Source organism: Hymenobacter sp. B1770, assembly GCF_049896385.1.
Taxonomy (GTDB): Bacteria; Bacteroidota; Bacteroidia; order Cytophagales; family Hymenobacteraceae; genus Hymenobacter.
The window spans coordinates 1-14,665 of record NZ_JAFCUF010000002.1 but is presented as its reverse complement, the minus strand read 5'-3'; the positions used below and the strand labels follow the sequence as shown (position 1 = coordinate 14,665).

Genomic DNA, 14,665 nt, shown 5'->3' with positions numbered 1-14,665 from the left:
TAAAAGGCCCTGCTCTATTAGCAGGGCTTTTTTTATGCCTAGGCGAAGCTAGTGCGTATAGTACCAGGCTTTCAAGTTCAACTTCTTGCCGAATGGATAACCCAACTTCCGATACTTCACAGCAAGCTGCCAGCTACGAGGCTCCCGCCCAAACCCGCATCGGCCACGTGCACCTTCAGGTCACGGACCTGGAAAAGTCCTTGGCGTTTTACTGCGGCGTTCTGGGCTTTAAACTCATGCAGCGCTTCGGCAACCAAGCGGCCTTTATTTCGGCGGGCGGCTATCACCACCACATCGGGCTCAATACCTGGAACAGCCTGGGCGGGCCGCCCGCCCGCAAGCACGGCGCCGGCCTCTACCACACTGCTATTCTGTATCCCACGCGGGTCGATTTGGCGCAGGCTATCCGGCAGTTGGTGGCGGCCAACTACCCCATCACGGGCTCGGCCGACCACGGCGTCTCGGAAGCCATTTACCTGGATGACCCCGACGGCAACGGCGTGGAGCTATACTGGGACCGGCCGCCAGCGCAGTGGCCCACCGCCCCCGATGGCAGCGTGCAGATGTATACCCGGGCGCTGGATATGGCCGGGCTGCTGGCCGGGTGTTAACCCCAGCGGTTTGGTTTGGCTTGGCGGGCCAAAGCCAAAGTATTTTGCAGTGCCCGCGGGACGGCGGCTCCTTATCTTTACGCCACGAATTCTCACCTCAGCCTCCACCTTCACTCCCACCACTCCGCTCATGATAATCGGCGTTCCTAAGGAAATTAAAAACAATGAAAACCGCGTGGGCCTCACGCCCGCCGGCGTTGCCGAATTGCGCAAGCACGGCCACACGCTCCTCGTGCAAGCCACCGCCGGCGAAGGCAGCGGCTTTTCGGACGACGAGTACACCACGGCCGGCGCCACCCTGCTCCCCACCATCGCCGATGTGTACGAGCAGGCCGAGATGATAATCAAAGTAAAAGAGCCCATTGCCGAAGAGTATCCCCTCATCAAGGAGAACCAGTTGCTCTTCACCTACTTCCACTTCGCCAGCGGCGAAGAACTGACCCACGCCATGATTGAGCGCAAGGCCATCTGCCTCGCTTACGAGACCGTGGAGCTCAGCAACCGTGCCCTGCCCCTGCTCATTCCGATGAGCGAAGTGGCCGGCCGCATGGCCCCGCAGGAAGGAGCCAAGTACCTGGAGAAGCCCCTGAAAGGCCGCGGTATTCTGTTGGGCGGCGTGCCCGGCGTGAAGCCCGCCAATGTGCTGGTGCTGGGCGGCGGCGTGGTAGGCACCCAAGCGGCCAAAGTGGCCGCGGGCCTCGGCGCGCAGGTTACCATCATGGACATCAGCCTGAACCGCCTGCGCGAGCTCGACGACTTCATGCCCAAGAACGTGGTGACGCAGTACTCGAACGAGTACAACATCCGCGAAGCCATCAAAACCTCCGACCTGATTGTGGGTGCCGTGTTGATTCCCGGCGCGAAGGCGCCGCACCTCATCACGCGCGACATGCTGAAGAGCATGCGTCCCGGTACCGTGGTGGTTGACGTGGCCGTGGACCAGGGCGGCTGCATTGAAACCTGCCACCCCACCACCCACGAAAACCCGACCTTCATCATCGACGACGTGGTGCACTACTGCGTGGCCAACATGCCCGGCGCAGTGCCCTACACCAGCACCCTGGCCCTGACCAACGCCACCCTGCCCTATGCCGTGAAACTGGCCAACCAAGGCTGGCAGGAAGCCTGCCGCCGCGACGAGGCCCTGCGCCTCGGCCTGAACGTGGTGCACGGCGAAGTGGTGTACAAAGGCGTAGCTGACGCTTGGGGCCTGCCCCTGGTGAACGTAGAAACCGTGCTCGAACTGGCCTCAGTGTAAGCAATACTTTAAGTGTGGAAAGCCTTCCCGGCGCAAGTCGGGAGGGCTTTTTACTTTTATCCCCTCAAAACATCGTGCTGACCGAAGTCTGTCCCGGCCTGGCATGATGCTCTGTTTTTCGGATTGATTTCTTCTCGCCACAGATGCTTCCTTCACCTGCCATCCGTCTGCTGTTGCGCCGCTTCGCTTTATTGCTGGCGGTGTACACGCTGCTGCGGCTGGGCTTTTACCTGTTCAACCGCAGCACGTTCGGGGGCATAGATAACGGGGCCGTGCTGCTGGCTTTTGTGCACGGGCTGCGCTTCGATGTTGCGGCTCTGCTGTGGCTCAATTTGCTGCTGGTACTGCTTTCGGTGGTGGTGCCCGTGTCGGCACGGCGCGGGCAGCAGGGGCTGCGGTGGCTTTTTGTACTCGTGAACGTGCCGGGCTTCTTGCTGAACGTCATCGACTGGGAGTACTTCAAGTTCATTGGCCGGCGCCTGAGCAATGAGTTCACGACGGTGGGGGGCGACATTGCGCGGCAGTCGGGCCAGATTGTGGAGCACTACTGGTACCTGCTAATTCCGCTGGGGGGCATGGTGTACCTGCTCTGGCGGCTCTGCCCCATGCCCACCCCGGCTGAGGAAAGAGCCGCGGGCCCCCGGAAACAATGGGTGCTGCGCGGGGTCGAGTTTCTGCTGCTGGTGGGCTTGGTAGTACTGGGCCTGCGCGGGGGCTGGCAGTTGAAGCCGTTGCGCACCGGCGCAGCGTTTGACCAGCAGCCCGCCGTGCTGGGCCACCTTGCGTTGAACAGTACCTTCACCGTGCTCAAAGCTTTGGGCGAAGCCAAGGTGGAGCGCAAAAACTACTTCCCTACCGATGCGGCTGTGCGCGCCCACCTGGGTGCGGCCTCTCTGCCGCAGCGGCCGGCACCGGCAGCCCCGCTCAACGTGGTGGTGCTGCTGCTCGAAAGCTTAGCCTCGGAGTACACCGGTGTCGACAACGGAGGCCAGGGCGGCTACACGCCCTTCTTCGATTCGCTGGCCACGGCGCCTGGGTCGCTACTTATGCGGGCCAACTATGCCAACGGCCGCCGCTCCATTGAGGCACTGCCGGCGGTGCTCGCCGGGCTGCCCTCGCTCATGGAGGAGCCCTTCATCACCTCCAGCTTCCAGACGGCGGAACTGCACGGGCTGGGCGATATGCTGGGCCGCCACGGCTATACCACGGCTATTTACCACGCCGGGGCCAATGGCACCATGGGCTTCGATATTTTTGCCGGCATTGCGGGCATGCAGCGCTACTACGGCCTCAACGAATACCCTGGCGGCGCCGCCAGCCCCGACTACGACGGGCACTGGGGCATTTTCGACGAGCCCTACCTGCAGTACTTCAACCGGCAGCTGGGTAGTACGCAGCAGCCGTTTTTTGCTTCGCTGTTCACGCTGAGCGCCCACGACCCGTTTACGATACCGGCCCAATACAAGGGCAAGTTTCCGGCGGGAACGCTGCCCATTCACCCCACCATTGCCTACTCCGATTTTGCGTTGCGGCGTTTTTTCCAGGCGGCCCGCCAGGCGCCCTGGTACAGCAACACGATTTTTGTGCTCACCGGCGACCACACCTCGCAAACAGACCGGGAAAACTACCACAACTTCCTGGGCGACCACAAGACGCCGCTGCTGCTCTTTAGCCCGGGCCATGCGCTGCCAGAGGCCAACCCCCAGCGCGTCACGCAGCAGGCCGACATTCCGGCCACGGTGCTGGACGTGCTCGGCCTGCACACCGAGCAGAAGGCGCTGCTGCCCTTTGGCTCTTCGCTGTTTGATGCGGCCAGTTCAGGCCGGGCCCTGTTCCACGACGACGATTCGTATTTCCTGGTGCACTCCGATTTTGTGACCGAGCTAAAAGGAGATAACACGGTGCAGCTCTACCCCTATCAGCCGCACTTTATTCCGAACCAGCCGGTGGCCAACCCTGACCCGGCATTGGTGCAGAAATACGGCGATGAGTTGCGGGCCTGTGTGCAATTTTACGTAAACGGACTGCTTGACAACCGGCTCTATAAGTAGCTGCTAACGCGTAGTAAACAGGCCCACGCCTGCCAGCGCGGGGTGCAGTCGCTCAAGCTTTGGTTTCTCATGCAATAACCTTCCGGCTAAGGTGCCGTTCAACTAAGCTGTCCTGCCTGGACGCTTTCCTCAACGACCAACCCCACCCAAGAAAATGCAAGAGGCTCATTTGCTCGAAGACGTATTGAATACCCCGCAGAAGAAGCTGGCCTTCTTCCAAAACTTAGTTTTGATAGCTGCGGCCGATGGCGATTTAAGCAAGGATGAAGGAGATTTTCTGCTCCAGATTGGCAGCAAGCTGGGCCTGACCGCCGAAGAAGTAATGCCGATTGCCAATAACCTGGGCGTGCTCAGCTTCATTGTGCCATCTGAGGGGCTCCAGCGCACCCTGGAGCTGCAAACACTGGTGCAGATGATGCTGCAGGACGGTCAGATAGATGCCCGCGAGTACGGCCTGTGCATGGAGTACGCCAACCGCATTGGCTACAGCAAGGCCATCCTAGATGACATGGTGAGTCAGTTGTCGGGCGGTGCGCCCATTTCCAACCCCAACCCGCCCACCGTAAGCTAAGCCAGCTAAAGCCGCTTATGCCGGCTAGGCCGGCAGCCGGAAGGCATAGCCAGAAATCAGAACGCGGCTACAGCAGCACCGCTGCGGCATAAGCCGGAATTTCTTCCAGCCGCTCGTTGGTGCGGGTTTTAAAATCGACCCGCCAGCAGTAATGTACCAAGCCATTGGTAAGCAGCAGCAGCGGCGCTCCAATGGCTTGGTTGTAGGTAGTAGCCTGCCGGGCCACCGCAGCATCGATGGTCACGGAGGGCGCTTTGCATTCTACCAGCAGCAAGGGCTTGCCTTCGGGACCGAGGGCCAGCAGGTCGGTGCGCTTATGGCGCTGGTTGTAGCGCAGGCCGCGCTCCAGGGCCAGCAGGCCACGGGGGTAGCCGAGGTGGTCGGCGAGGTAGTGCACCACGTGCTGGCGCACCCACTCCTCGGGCGTCAGCACCACGTGCTTGCGCCGGAGCCCATCCCAGATGAGTGGTTGATTCGAGGCCGATTGTGTAAGTTTGGCCTCGAAAGGCGGCAGGTCCAGGGCTTGCATCACCTCCAAAGGTACGGGGCCAAATCGAGTAACTGAGTAGCTGAGCGACTGAGTGGCATCGGGTTTTGCGTCCTTTCTTCCACCATTTAGTCAGTCGCTCAAACACTCATTTACTCCTTATGAAGACCAAAGAAGAAATCGTTAATAACTGGCTGCCGCGCTACACGGGTGTGCCGCTCGGCGACTTTGGGCAGTACATCCTGCTCACCAATTTCAGCAACTACGTGTTCATGTTTGCCGAGCAGTTCGACTGCGAGGTAAAGGGCCTCGACAAGCCCATGCAATCGGCCACGGCCAACGGCATCACCATCATCAACTTCGGCATGGGTTCGCCCATGGCCGCCACGGTCATGGATTTGCTGTCGGCCATCAAGCCCAAGGCAGCCCTGTTTCTGGGCAAGTGCGGCGGTCTGAAAAAGACCAAGCTCGGCGACCTTGTGCTGCCTATCGCAGCCATTCGCGGCGACGGTACTTCCGACGACTACCTGCCCAAGGAAATTCCGGCCCTGCCGTCCTTCCGCCTGCAGCGCGCCGTGTCGTCGATGATTAAGAAGCGCGAGCTCGACTACTACACCGGCACCGTGTACACCACCAACCGCCGCGTGTGGGAGCACGACCTGGAATTCAAGGACTACCTGCGCCGCGTGCGTGCGCTGGCCGTCGATATGGAAACAGCCACCATTTTCGTGTGCGGTTTCATGAATGACATTCCCCACGGTGCTCTGCTGCTGGTGAGCGACAACCCGATGACGCCTGAGGGCGTGAAAACGTCGGAATCGGACTCGAAGGTGACCATTGATTTCGTACGTCGTCACTTGCAAATCGGCATTGAGTCGCTGCAGGAACTGCAAAACTCGGGCGAATCGGTAAAGCACATGCGCTTCGAATAACTCACCGGCACTTCCAGCGAAAACTCAGAGAACGTCATGCTGAGCTTGGCGAAGCATCTCTACCTCAACACTAATTTGAATTAGTTGGGCGGTAGAGATGCTTCGCCAAGCTCAGCATGACGTTCTTGTTTAAAAATTTAAAATCACCTCGTTACCTATGATGAATTTTACCAAGCCGCTGGGGCAAAAGCTGGGTGTGGCACTGCTGGGACTGAGCGCATTGGCCAGCTGCCAAGGCCAGCGCGAGTCAGTGGATTTGCTCGTTACCAATGCCACGGTCTACACCGTGGACTCAACTTTTGCGAAAGCCGAAGCCTTTGCGGTGAAAGACGGCAAGTTTGTGGCGGTTGGCACATCCGCCGCCCTCAAATCACGGTTTGACGCAGCCAAGGAAGTAGACGCGAAAGGCCAGTTCATCTATCCGGGCTTTTACGATGCGCACTGCCACTTCTACCGGTACTCGCTGGGGCTGAGCTCCGCCGACCTGGTGGGCACCACTTCCTGGGAAGACGTGCTGCAGAAGCTGCAGGCGCACCGCCAGAAGTTTCCGCAGGCGGCCTGGCTGCTGGGCCGTGGCTGGGACCAGAACGACTGGCCCACCAAGCAGTTTCCGACGAAGGAAGCGCTGGACCGGCTGTTTCCCGACGTTCCCGTCCTAATAATTCGGGTGGATGGGCATGCGGCGCTCGTCAACCAAAAGGCGCTGGACCTCGCCGGCGTGACGGCGGCCACGCCCATCAGCGGCGGCACCATTGCGCGCGATGCACAGGGCCGCCTCACGGGCTTGCTCGTAGACAATGCCACCCGGCTCGTCAGTAATAAAATTCCGGAGCCTACCCCTGCCGAAGCCGCCCAGCTGCTGCTGCAAGGCCAGCAAAACTGCCTGGCGGTGGGCCTCACCAGCGTGGCCGATGCCGGTCTCAACCGGGCCGACATCGAGCAAATGGCTGCCCTGCAGCAGCAAGGCAAGCTGCACCTGCGGCTGTATGCCATGCTCAACCCCACGGCGGCCAACAAAGATTATTACCTCAAGAACGGCCCCATCCTCACCGACCAACTGGCGGTCAGCTCGTTTAAGGTGTACGCCGACGGGGCCCTGGGCTCACGTGGGGCCTGCCTCGTGGAGCCGTATGCCGACAAGCCTAAAGAAACTGGCTTCCTGCTAGCTACCGAAAAGGAATACCGCGCCTTGGCAAAAGAACTGGCCGCGTCAAAGTTTCAGATGAACACCCACGCCATCGGCGACTCGGCCAACCGCATCATCCTCGACATCTACGGTGAGGCCCTGCAAGGCCAGAAAGACCGGCGCTGGCGCATCGAGCACGCCCAAGTGGTGACGCCAGCCGACATGCCCAAGTTTGGGCAGTTTGGCATTGTACCCTCAGTGCAGCCCACCCACGCTACTTCCGACATGTACTGGGCCGGCGAGCGTCTGGGGGCCGAACGCGTCAAAACGGCTTATGCTTACGCCGAGCTGCTGAAGCAATACGGCCAGTTGGCGCTGGGTTCAGATTTTCCCGTTGAGGACATCAACCCGCTATATGGCTTCCACTCTGCCGTGGCCCGGCAAGATGCCAAGAACTTCCCCAAAGGCGGCTACCAGATGGAAAACGCCATTTCGCGCCCCGACGCCCTGCGCGGCATGACCACCTGGGCCGCCCACGCAGGCTTTGAGGAGAAGCGCAAAGGCCAAATCAAGCCCGGCATGCTCGCTGATTTCGTGCTGATGGGTACGGACTTAATAACGGCGCCCAACGAGCAGCTGCGCAATGCCAGCGTACTGGAAACCTGGGTTGGCGGCAAGCAAGTGTTCGCGCTGAAAAAGTAAGTAGCCGTAAATACAAAGGCCCCGTTCAACTCCACCTCCTGGTGAGTTGAACGGGGCCTTTGTATTTACGGCTAACCAACCTTAAACCCCGCCTTGCTCGTCGGCGCTGGGACCGTAGAAGCCGGGTACTGGAATGTCGAGTAGGCGCAGGTACACCGAGAGCTGGCCCCGGTGATGGATGCTGTGGTTCAGACCCATGATGCGCAAAGCGGCGGCCTTGGGGCGGTCCATCAGAATCTGGTCGCCCCGGTGCAGCTGAAAGTGGTTGGTGAGCTTTTCGTCGTTGCTGTTTTGGAGCGACTCAATCAGCGTGGTGCTGTACTCATCGAACCGAGACAGCAGTTCCTCTTTTGAAGTGGGCGTGGGGCCGGGCTTGGGGGCGTTGGGGTCGAGAAAGTCGCGCGAGTTAGCTTGTACAAATAGAGTTTTGAAAGCCAGCAGGTTCACGATGTGCGACGCCAACTGCCATAGCGACATGCTTTTGGAATGGGGCTTGAAGTCGGCCTTTTCGAAGGGCACGCGTTCGAGCATTTTGCGGGTGTTGGCCAGTTCGTGGTCGAGCTCGGCGAGGATGTTTTGCTGAAGGGAGGACGTGTGCATGGGCCAGGATTTGGAAGAGGGAGTGCGTGCGGTGGCATGCTCCGTGGATGCCCTCTTAGGGAGATGCCGGGAAGCCTAAATTACTTTGTCGTAGCCGGGGTACTGGTCACGGGCGAGGCGGGCGGCGGGCCGGGCACGGCATCGGCACCAGCGCTGGTGTTGTCGCGCAGCTTTTTGCCGCGCAGCGTCAGCAAGAAGCCCAGCCCAAGAATGAAAAACACTATCAGCGACAGAATGCTGTTGCGCATCGAGCCCGTGATTTGCCCAATAAGCCCGAAGGACAGCGTACCAATGACGATGCCCAGTTTCTCTACCACGTCGAAAAAGCTGAAGTAAGCCGCGTTATTGGGGCTGTTCTCTGGCATAATCTTCGAGTAGGTGCTGCGCGACAGGCTTTGCACCGCCCCCATGGTGAGGCCGATAACGGCCGCCAGCGCAAAAAACGACCAGCCCTTCTGCACAAAGTAGCCGGCCACGCATATCAGCATCCAGATGAACACGGCCCAGCTCAGAGCCCGGGTGTTGCCGATGTGCTCTGAGAGTTTGGCAAATAGATAGGCCCCGAGAACTCCCACGATTTGCAGAAGCAGGATGGTGATAATGAGCTCCCGGGTTTCCAGGTTCAGCACTTTGTCGCCGAAAATTGTGGCCACGTACATCACCGTCTGCACGCCCATATTGTAGGTGAAGTACGCCAGCAGAAAGCGCTTCAGGTTGGGCTGGTGCTCAAGTTCGGCCCAAACTTTTCCCAACTCGCGGAAGCCGTTCAGTACCCAGCTGCCTTCGCTGGTGCTGCCGGCCGGCCGGCCAGGGTCGGCGGGCAAGGTGGCAAAGGGAATCTGGGCGAAACCCGCCCACCACACGCCCGTCAGCAGAAAGCTGAGGCGGGTGGCAAAGGCTTTTTCTAGGCCAAACATTTCGTGGCCTTCGATGAGCACCAGGCACAGCACCAGCAGAATGACCGAGCCGATGTAGCCCATTGAAAAGCCCCGGGCCGATAACGAGTCAAACTTCTCCTCCGAGCTGATTTCCGGCAGGTAAGAATTGTAGAATACAATGCTGCCCGAGAAGCCCACTGTGGCTGCGATAAACACAAACGTGGACGGCACGAGGTTGTCCTTAGTGAAGAAAAACAAGCCCGCACAGGAGGCCGCGCCCAAGTAGCAAAACACCTGCAGAAATAGCTTCTTTCGCCCGGAGTAATCAGCCAGCGAGGTCAGAAACGGGCTGACAATGGCAATCAGTAAAAAGGCAAATGAAATGGCATAAGTCAGCAGGGACGAACCCGGCAGGGTGTACCCCAGAAAGTTGACTATATCCCTACCCTGGGCGTCGACGGCCTGCGTGCCCCAATAAATGGGAAAGACACTGGACGTAATTACCAGCGGATAAACTGAGTTGGCCCAGTCGTAAAAGGTCCAGCCGCGGGTGATGCGTTTGTTGTCTTTTTCGACGGGACCGGCAGCAGCCGTAACAGTTGAAATGGGGGCCATGAGGAAGGGCGCAAATTGGTGCGGAAACGCCGGGCAAGGTAACGGGTTTTGGGCGCTTGCGTTGCGGCGTAGCACAGCGATAATATTGCTGCTACGCTTCTGATTCAATCCAGCTTAAGCTCAGCAGCACAATTGCGAACTTACCTTCGCAGAACAATAATCTGTATTTGTTTCCACCTATGCTGCGCTCTTTGCTCATTTTGATGGGGTTGGCTTTATCAACTGCTGCCCATGCCCAGACCGGCAACCCGGTCATTGACAGCCCTGCGGCCTACCGCGAGCAAGGCCTGCACGGCCCCGAGCACGCCCGCCTGGTGCGTGAGCTGCTGCGTTACGAGCTGCGCAACATGCGCAGCCTGGTGGCTAGCCAGGTTCAGGTGCGTCCCGAAGGCTACACCTTCACCTTTACCAACCGCGCCACGCTGGCCGAAATTACAGAAGGCACCTATAGCGTGACTTACTACAACGCGCAGAGCCAGGCAGTTGGCACATCCAAAGGCCGCTTCGGCGGTTTGGCGCCGGGTGCCAGCCGCAACCAGTCGGTCACTTTTGCGCGCCCAGCCGACACGGCCCGCACCGAAATCAGCGTGACCACCGTGCAAGCGGAGTAAGCTGACTGCAGTTGTTCGGAATTCAATCAAAAAGCCTATTTCCTAATTCGAGGCCTCGTGCTGCCAAGCCAAACCGCTCCTCGCCAACCCCTTAATCAGTAGAAGCACACACTGCTGAGCTGCGGCCGGGAACGATGCGCTACTTGGCGGTGTATATTTGGCTTATGGAAGTAGCTAGCCACACCCTCGCTGAAGCCACGCGCTCGGCTCCTTACATCGACTACGCAGTGTGCGTCGATGCCGATAATCGCCCTGCCAACCACGTGGGAGACTGGCCGATGAAAGGCCGCGTCTACGCCGTGCGCATGGTGGAGAGCCGGACCGAAGGCATCCCACTCATTCACGTGCTCACCTTTCAGGGCCAGGCCCCGTACTTCAACGCCTTCGCCCCGCACCGCTTCAAGATATTCGAGCGGGTCTGGTTGAATTAGCATCTCGTTTCATCATTGCATGAGTAAAGCCCCGACCGTTCCACCGGCGGGGCTTTTTTGCTAGTGGCTCACGATAACAGATGCGGCGATTTTAGTACGCACTCCAGCGGCGCCACTCGGCCAGGGCATCCGGGCCGTACCACACGGCGCAGCGGGTCAGGGCTTGCCCACTGCCCTTCTCCTCGAACACCTCCAGCGGCCCGATGCACAAGAGCGGAACCTCGTCCCGGCTCACGAAGCGGTAGCCCTGCCAAACCATGTCAATCAGAATGCGGTCTGCATAGTCCCAGAGTAGCTCTTCCTCGTCGTCGGGCACGTATTCGCCGGCGTCCATGTAGGCGCGCCGGAGTGCCGTGGCCAACGGGTACGGGCGGTGATACAGAATGGCATTGGCCAGCACCCACATTTCGGCAGTGGGGGTGTTGTCTACGGCTCCAGTCACGTTCTCTACTTGCTCGGCAATTGAATGTAAACGGCGTGGTACTTCAGGAGAGTCGCGTTGGTGAAGCAGTGCAACCCCACCTGTTCTTTGCGGGGCATCCACCACGCCTCAACACCTTACAGGGACTAAAAGAACACCATAAAAAAAGCCTCGAAAAATGTCCTTTCGGAACGTTTTGCGAGGCCTTTTAAAAAACTGCTGAGGGGATGGGATTCGAACCCACGATGACCTTTTGAGCCATACACACTTTCCAGGCGTGCTCCTTCGACCACTCGGACACCCCTCAAGGATGGTGGTTGGTGGCACAAAGATAGAGTGCAGTTGGCAGTTGTTGGTTGCTAGGCATGAGTTTTATGTGCTGTTCAGACGCTGACATCTGACAACCAATCACTGAGAACGAAAGCTAAAGGGTAATTTCGCCGCGTAGGTTCTGAGTTAGCAGCTGCCGGGTGCGCTCCTCCCCCAGCCCCAGCCCGAGCACAAACATGAGCTTGGTCACTGCGGCTTCGGTCGTGATGTCGTCGCCGCCCAGAATGCCCAGGTCGGCGAAATGGGCGCTGGTTTCGTACTTGCCCTGCACCACGCGGCCTTCTTCGCACTGGCTCACGTTGAGCAGCCACACGCCGCGGGCCCGGGCATCGGCCAAGCACTGCAAAAACCAGGGGGCAGTGGGCGCATTGCCCGAGCCGTAGGTTTCGAGCACGCAGCCACGCAGGCCGGCCACGCCCAAAATAGCCGTCACCACCGCCTCCGTGATGCCCGGAAACAGCCGCAGCACGGCTACCCCGGTTTCGAGGTTGGCGTGCACTTTGAGTTGGGCGCCAGGCAGCAGGCGAATGCTTTTGTCGTCGAACTCCAGGCTGATGCCGGCGCGGGCCAGTGGCGGGTAGTTTTCGCTTTTGAAAGCGGCGAACTGCTGGCTCTCTACCTTTTTAGCCCGGGTGCCCCGAATCAGGATGTCGTTGAAAAACACGCACACTTCGGGCACGCGCACCGTGTGGGCACGTAGGTGCCGGGCTGCGGCAATTTCCAAGGCCGTGATGATGTTGCGTTGCGCGTCGGAGCGGTTGGCGCCTACCGGCACCTGCGCCCCAGTAAATACCACCGGCTTGCCCAGGTGCTCGAGCACGTAGCTGAGCGCCGCGGCTGAGTAAGCCATAGTATCAGTACCGTGCAGCACCACAAAACCATCAAAATCGGCGTAGTGCCGGCCAATGAGCTGGGCCAGAAACAGCCAGTCGGCGGGCGTGACGTTGCTGCTGTCGATGGGCTCGGGCAGGCTGAGCAGGGCCAACTGAAACGGCAGGCGCGCCAGCTCCGGCATCTTACGGTCGAGCCGCCTAAACTGCATGGGCACCAGCTCGCCGCTGCGGTTCACGGCCATGCCCACGGTGCCGCCCGTGTAGATGATGAGGAGTCGTGGAGCGGCGGTATTGGCGGGGTCGACGCGCGTAGGAAGGGGCAACAGCGGCAGTTCGAGGTCGGGCATGGGTGGGAGTGGAAAGCAGTACAGAACGGTAAACATCCCCTCTTTAAAAAAAGGAGGTCAGCTTACCGTTGACCTTCGCAAGGTAGCCAACTGGTTTTTTTCAGCAACGAACAGCCCTGTGCGCCTAGCCTCCGTATTGCCTGCGGCCCTTTCCTTAATTTTTCTATGACCTCAACGGACCAGAATCCTGCTAAACCCGTGACTGATGTCGTCCTCATCGGCGCGGGCATCATGAGCGCTACACTGGGCGTGCTGCTCAAAAGCCTCGACCCCAACCTGACCATTGCCGTGTATGAGCGCCTCGATGCGGTGGCCGCCGAAAGCTCCGACGCCTGGAACAACGCCGGCACCGGGCACTCGGCCTTCTGCGAACTCAACTACACGCCGGAGCGCCCCGATGGCACCATCGACATCTCCAAAGCCGACAAAATTGCCGAGCAGTTTGAGATGAGCAAGCAATTCTGGGCCTCCTTGGTGCAGGAAGGCAAGCTGCCCGACCCCACCACCTTTATCCAGAGCATTCCGCACATGAGCTTTGTGTGGGGCGCCGACAACGTGAACTACCTGCGCAAGCGCTACGAGTCGCTGCTGCACTCGCCCCTGTTCAAAGGCATGGAATTCAGCGAGGACCCTGCTCAGATTGCCGCATGGATTCCGCTGGTGATGGACGGCCGCGACGCCACCGAGCCCGTGGCCGCTACTCACATGCCCATTGGCACCGATGTCAACTTTGGCTCGCTCACGCGCTGCCTTTTCGAGCATTTGAAGGAGCAGCCCGGCGTAGAGTTTCACCTGGGCCACGAGGTGGAAGACTTCCGGCGCAAGGCCGACGGCATCTGGCGCATCAAAATTGAGAACCTGACTACTCGCCAGGACCGCATTGAGCGGGCGCGCTTCGTGTTTATCGGGGCCGGTGGCGGCACCTTGCCCCTGCTCGACAAAACAAATATTCCGGAGGCCCACGGCTACGGCGGCTTCCCCGTGAGCGGGCAGTGGCTGAAGTGCCGCAACCCCGAGGTGATAGCCCGCCACCAGGCCAAGGTGTATGGCAAGCCTGCCCTGGGCTCGCCGCCCATGTCGATGCCCCACCTCGACACGCGCCAGATAAACGGTCAGAAAGAGTTGCTATTCGGGCCTTATGCTGGCTTCACCACCAAATTTTTGAAGAAGGGCTCTTATACCGATTTGTTCCGCTCCATAGAGGTGGGCAACATCCGGCCGCTGCTCTACGCCGGAGCCCGCAACCTGGGCCTGACGCGCTACCTCATCGGTCAGGTGCTGCTATCGCCGCAGGAGCGTACGGCCGTGCTCCGTGAGTATTACCCCAAAGCTGACCCTGCCGATTGGCAGCTGGAAGTGGCGGGCAAGCGCGTGCAGGTTATCAAAAAAGATAAAAAGGTGGGCGGCGTGCTTGAGTTTGGCACCGAGATGGTCACCTCGGCCGATGGCTCGGTTGCCGCATTGCTGGGTGCCTCGCCTGGGGCCAGCACGGCCGTGGCCATTATGTTCGACCTGGTGCAAAAATGCTTCCCGGAACGGGTGGCCACCCCCGAGTGGCAGGCGCGCCTCCGGGAGTTGGTGCCCTCTTTTGGGCAGCGCATGGCCACCGACCCGACCCTGACGGCCGCTGTGCGGGAGCGCAGCCAGCGGGTGCTGCAACTGGAGGGTTAGCGCCTATCCGATATAGGCAAAAAGACGGTCATGCTCATTTGGCGTCCGTGCAGCTGAGCATGACCGTCTTTTTGCCTATTCGGATAGGCTCCTACTGTGATTGGTAATACATTCTAGGTTGTACGGACAATTAGCTTTGCGTTCGTGAATCAATTAGACGAAATCAGTGACCGCACGTGGGCGTTGTTGG

At 59.6% G+C, this 14,665-nt stretch carries 14 protein-coding genes and 1 tRNA gene; 9 read left to right on the top strand and 6 right to left on the bottom strand.

Annotation, left to right across the window (positions count from 1 at the left end):
- Nucleotides 1-92 precede the first annotated feature (92 nt).
- From ACP7AJ_RS04075 to ACP7AJ_RS04060, 4 genes are all read left to right on the top strand, one after another.
- Complete coding sequence (locus tag ACP7AJ_RS04075; protein ID WP_426058918.1) at nucleotides 93-611, top strand: VOC family protein; 519 nt, start codon at nucleotides 93-95, stop codon at nucleotides 609-611.
- Nucleotides 612-741: 130 nt separating this feature from the next.
- A complete protein-coding gene (gene ald / locus ACP7AJ_RS04070) occupies nucleotides 742-1,869 on the top strand; it encodes an alanine dehydrogenase (RefSeq protein ID WP_426058917.1) in 1,128 nt (375 codons plus the stop codon).
- 143 nt (nucleotides 1,870-2,012) lie between these two features.
- Complete coding sequence (locus ACP7AJ_RS04065; protein WP_426058916.1) at nucleotides 2,013-3,920, top strand: LTA synthase family protein; 1,908 nt, start codon at nucleotides 2,013-2,015, stop codon at nucleotides 3,918-3,920.
- Nucleotides 3,921-4,074: 154 nt separating this feature from the next.
- Nucleotides 4,075-4,491: a TerB family tellurite resistance protein gene (locus ACP7AJ_RS04060; RefSeq protein ID WP_426058915.1), complete on the top strand. Its 417-nt coding sequence runs from the start codon at nucleotides 4,075-4,077 to the stop codon at nucleotides 4,489-4,491.
- 67 nt (nucleotides 4,492-4,558) lie between these two features.
- Here the strand turns inward: ACP7AJ_RS04060 and ACP7AJ_RS04055 are convergent, their stop codons facing one another.
- Complete coding sequence (locus ACP7AJ_RS04055; RefSeq protein ID WP_426059453.1) at nucleotides 4,559-5,020, bottom strand: type I restriction enzyme HsdR N-terminal domain-containing protein; 462 nt, start codon at nucleotides 5,018-5,020, stop codon at nucleotides 4,559-4,561.
- 119 nt (nucleotides 5,021-5,139) lie between these two features.
- Here ACP7AJ_RS04055 and ACP7AJ_RS04050 point away from each other — a divergent pair, with 119 nt between their 5' ends.
- Together ACP7AJ_RS04050 and ACP7AJ_RS04045 are read left to right on the top strand one after the other, a co-directional pair.
- Nucleotides 5,140-5,910 (top strand): AMP nucleosidase, encoded by a 771-nt coding sequence (locus tag ACP7AJ_RS04050; protein WP_426058914.1) that lies wholly within the window; start codon nucleotides 5,140-5,142, stop codon nucleotides 5,908-5,910.
- Between the two features lie 157 nt (nucleotides 5,911-6,067).
- Nucleotides 6,068-7,738, top strand: a complete 1,671-nt coding sequence (locus tag ACP7AJ_RS04045; protein ID WP_426058913.1) for an amidohydrolase — start codon at nucleotides 6,068-6,070, stop codon at nucleotides 7,736-7,738.
- A gap of 81 nt (nucleotides 7,739-7,819) precedes the next feature.
- Here the strand turns inward: ACP7AJ_RS04045 and ACP7AJ_RS04040 are convergent, their stop codons facing one another.
- Together ACP7AJ_RS04040 and ACP7AJ_RS04035 are read right to left on the bottom strand one after the other, a co-directional pair.
- Nucleotides 7,820-8,338: a DinB family protein gene (locus ACP7AJ_RS04040; protein WP_426058912.1), complete on the bottom strand. Its 519-nt coding sequence runs from the start codon at nucleotides 8,336-8,338 to the stop codon at nucleotides 7,820-7,822.
- 80 nt (nucleotides 8,339-8,418) lie between these two features.
- Nucleotides 8,419-9,831, bottom strand: a complete 1,413-nt coding sequence (locus ACP7AJ_RS04035; RefSeq protein WP_426058911.1) for an MFS transporter — start codon at nucleotides 9,829-9,831, stop codon at nucleotides 8,419-8,421.
- A gap of 179 nt (nucleotides 9,832-10,010) precedes the next feature.
- On the opposite strand from ACP7AJ_RS04035, the gene ACP7AJ_RS04030 reads away from it, so the two are divergent.
- Both ACP7AJ_RS04030 and ACP7AJ_RS04025 read left to right on the top strand, forming a co-directional pair.
- Complete coding sequence (locus ACP7AJ_RS04030; protein WP_426058910.1) at nucleotides 10,011-10,442, top strand: hypothetical protein; 432 nt, start codon at nucleotides 10,011-10,013, stop codon at nucleotides 10,440-10,442.
- Between the two features lie 164 nt (nucleotides 10,443-10,606).
- Complete coding sequence (locus ACP7AJ_RS04025; protein WP_426058909.1) at nucleotides 10,607-10,873, top strand: hypothetical protein; 267 nt, start codon at nucleotides 10,607-10,609, stop codon at nucleotides 10,871-10,873.
- A 91-nt stretch (nucleotides 10,874-10,964) separates the two neighbouring features.
- Here the strand turns inward: ACP7AJ_RS04025 and ACP7AJ_RS04020 are convergent, their stop codons facing one another.
- The 3 genes from ACP7AJ_RS04020 to ACP7AJ_RS04010 all read right to left on the bottom strand — a co-directional run bounded on the left by ACP7AJ_RS04020 (nucleotide 10,965) and on the right by ACP7AJ_RS04010 (nucleotide 12,804).
- Nucleotides 10,965-11,315: a hypothetical protein gene (locus ACP7AJ_RS04020; RefSeq protein WP_426058908.1), complete on the bottom strand. Its 351-nt coding sequence runs from the start codon at nucleotides 11,313-11,315 to the stop codon at nucleotides 10,965-10,967.
- Nucleotides 11,316-11,513: 198 nt separating this feature from the next.
- A tRNA-Ser gene (locus ACP7AJ_RS04015) sits at nucleotides 11,514-11,601 on the bottom strand.
- A 117-nt stretch (nucleotides 11,602-11,718) separates the two neighbouring features.
- Nucleotides 11,719-12,804, bottom strand: coding sequence for an asparaginase (locus tag ACP7AJ_RS04010; protein WP_426058907.1), 1,086 nt, complete (start codon nucleotides 12,802-12,804; stop codon nucleotides 11,719-11,721).
- A 165-nt stretch (nucleotides 12,805-12,969) separates the two neighbouring features.
- Here ACP7AJ_RS04010 and mqo point away from each other — a divergent pair, with 165 nt between their 5' ends.
- Complete coding sequence (gene mqo / locus ACP7AJ_RS04005) at nucleotides 12,970-14,475, top strand: malate dehydrogenase (quinone) (protein WP_426058906.1); 1,506 nt, start codon at nucleotides 12,970-12,972, stop codon at nucleotides 14,473-14,475.
- Nucleotides 14,476-14,665: the final 190 nt, after the last annotated feature.

Excerpts from the sequence above, each read along its gene's own strand:
- ACP7AJ_RS04075 (WP_426058918.1), top strand. The coding sequence starts at position 93 with ATGGATAACCCAACTTCCGATACTTCACAGCAAGCTGCCAGCTACGAG.
- ald (WP_426058917.1), top strand. The coding sequence starts at position 742 with ATGATAATCGGCGTTCCTAAGGAAATTAAAAACAATGAAAACCGCGTG.
- ACP7AJ_RS04065 (WP_426058916.1), top strand. The coding sequence starts at position 2,013 with ATGCTTCCTTCACCTGCCATCCGTCTGCTGTTGCGCCGCTTCGCTTTA.
- ACP7AJ_RS04060 (WP_426058915.1), top strand. The coding sequence starts at position 4,075 with ATGCAAGAGGCTCATTTGCTCGAAGACGTATTGAATACCCCGCAGAAG.
- ACP7AJ_RS04055 (WP_426059453.1), bottom strand. The coding sequence starts at position 5,020 with ATGCAAGCCCTGGACCTGCCGCCTTTCGAGGCCAAACTTACACAATCG.
- ACP7AJ_RS04050 (WP_426058914.1), top strand. The coding sequence starts at position 5,140 with ATGAAGACCAAAGAAGAAATCGTTAATAACTGGCTGCCGCGCTACACG.
- ACP7AJ_RS04045 (WP_426058913.1), top strand. The coding sequence starts at position 6,068 with ATGATGAATTTTACCAAGCCGCTGGGGCAAAAGCTGGGTGTGGCACTG.
- ACP7AJ_RS04040 (WP_426058912.1), bottom strand. The coding sequence starts at position 8,338 with ATGCACACGTCCTCCCTTCAGCAAAACATCCTCGCCGAGCTCGACCAC.
- ACP7AJ_RS04035 (WP_426058911.1), bottom strand. The coding sequence starts at position 9,831 with ATGGCCCCCATTTCAACTGTTACGGCTGCTGCCGGTCCCGTCGAAAAA.
- ACP7AJ_RS04030 (WP_426058910.1), top strand. The coding sequence starts at position 10,011 with ATGCTGCGCTCTTTGCTCATTTTGATGGGGTTGGCTTTATCAACTGCT.
- ACP7AJ_RS04025 (WP_426058909.1), top strand. The coding sequence starts at position 10,607 with ATGGAAGTAGCTAGCCACACCCTCGCTGAAGCCACGCGCTCGGCTCCT.
- ACP7AJ_RS04010 (WP_426058907.1), bottom strand. The coding sequence starts at position 12,804 with ATGCCCGACCTCGAACTGCCGCTGTTGCCCCTTCCTACGCGCGTCGAC.
- mqo (WP_426058906.1), top strand. The coding sequence starts at position 12,970 with ATGACCTCAACGGACCAGAATCCTGCTAAACCCGTGACTGATGTCGTC.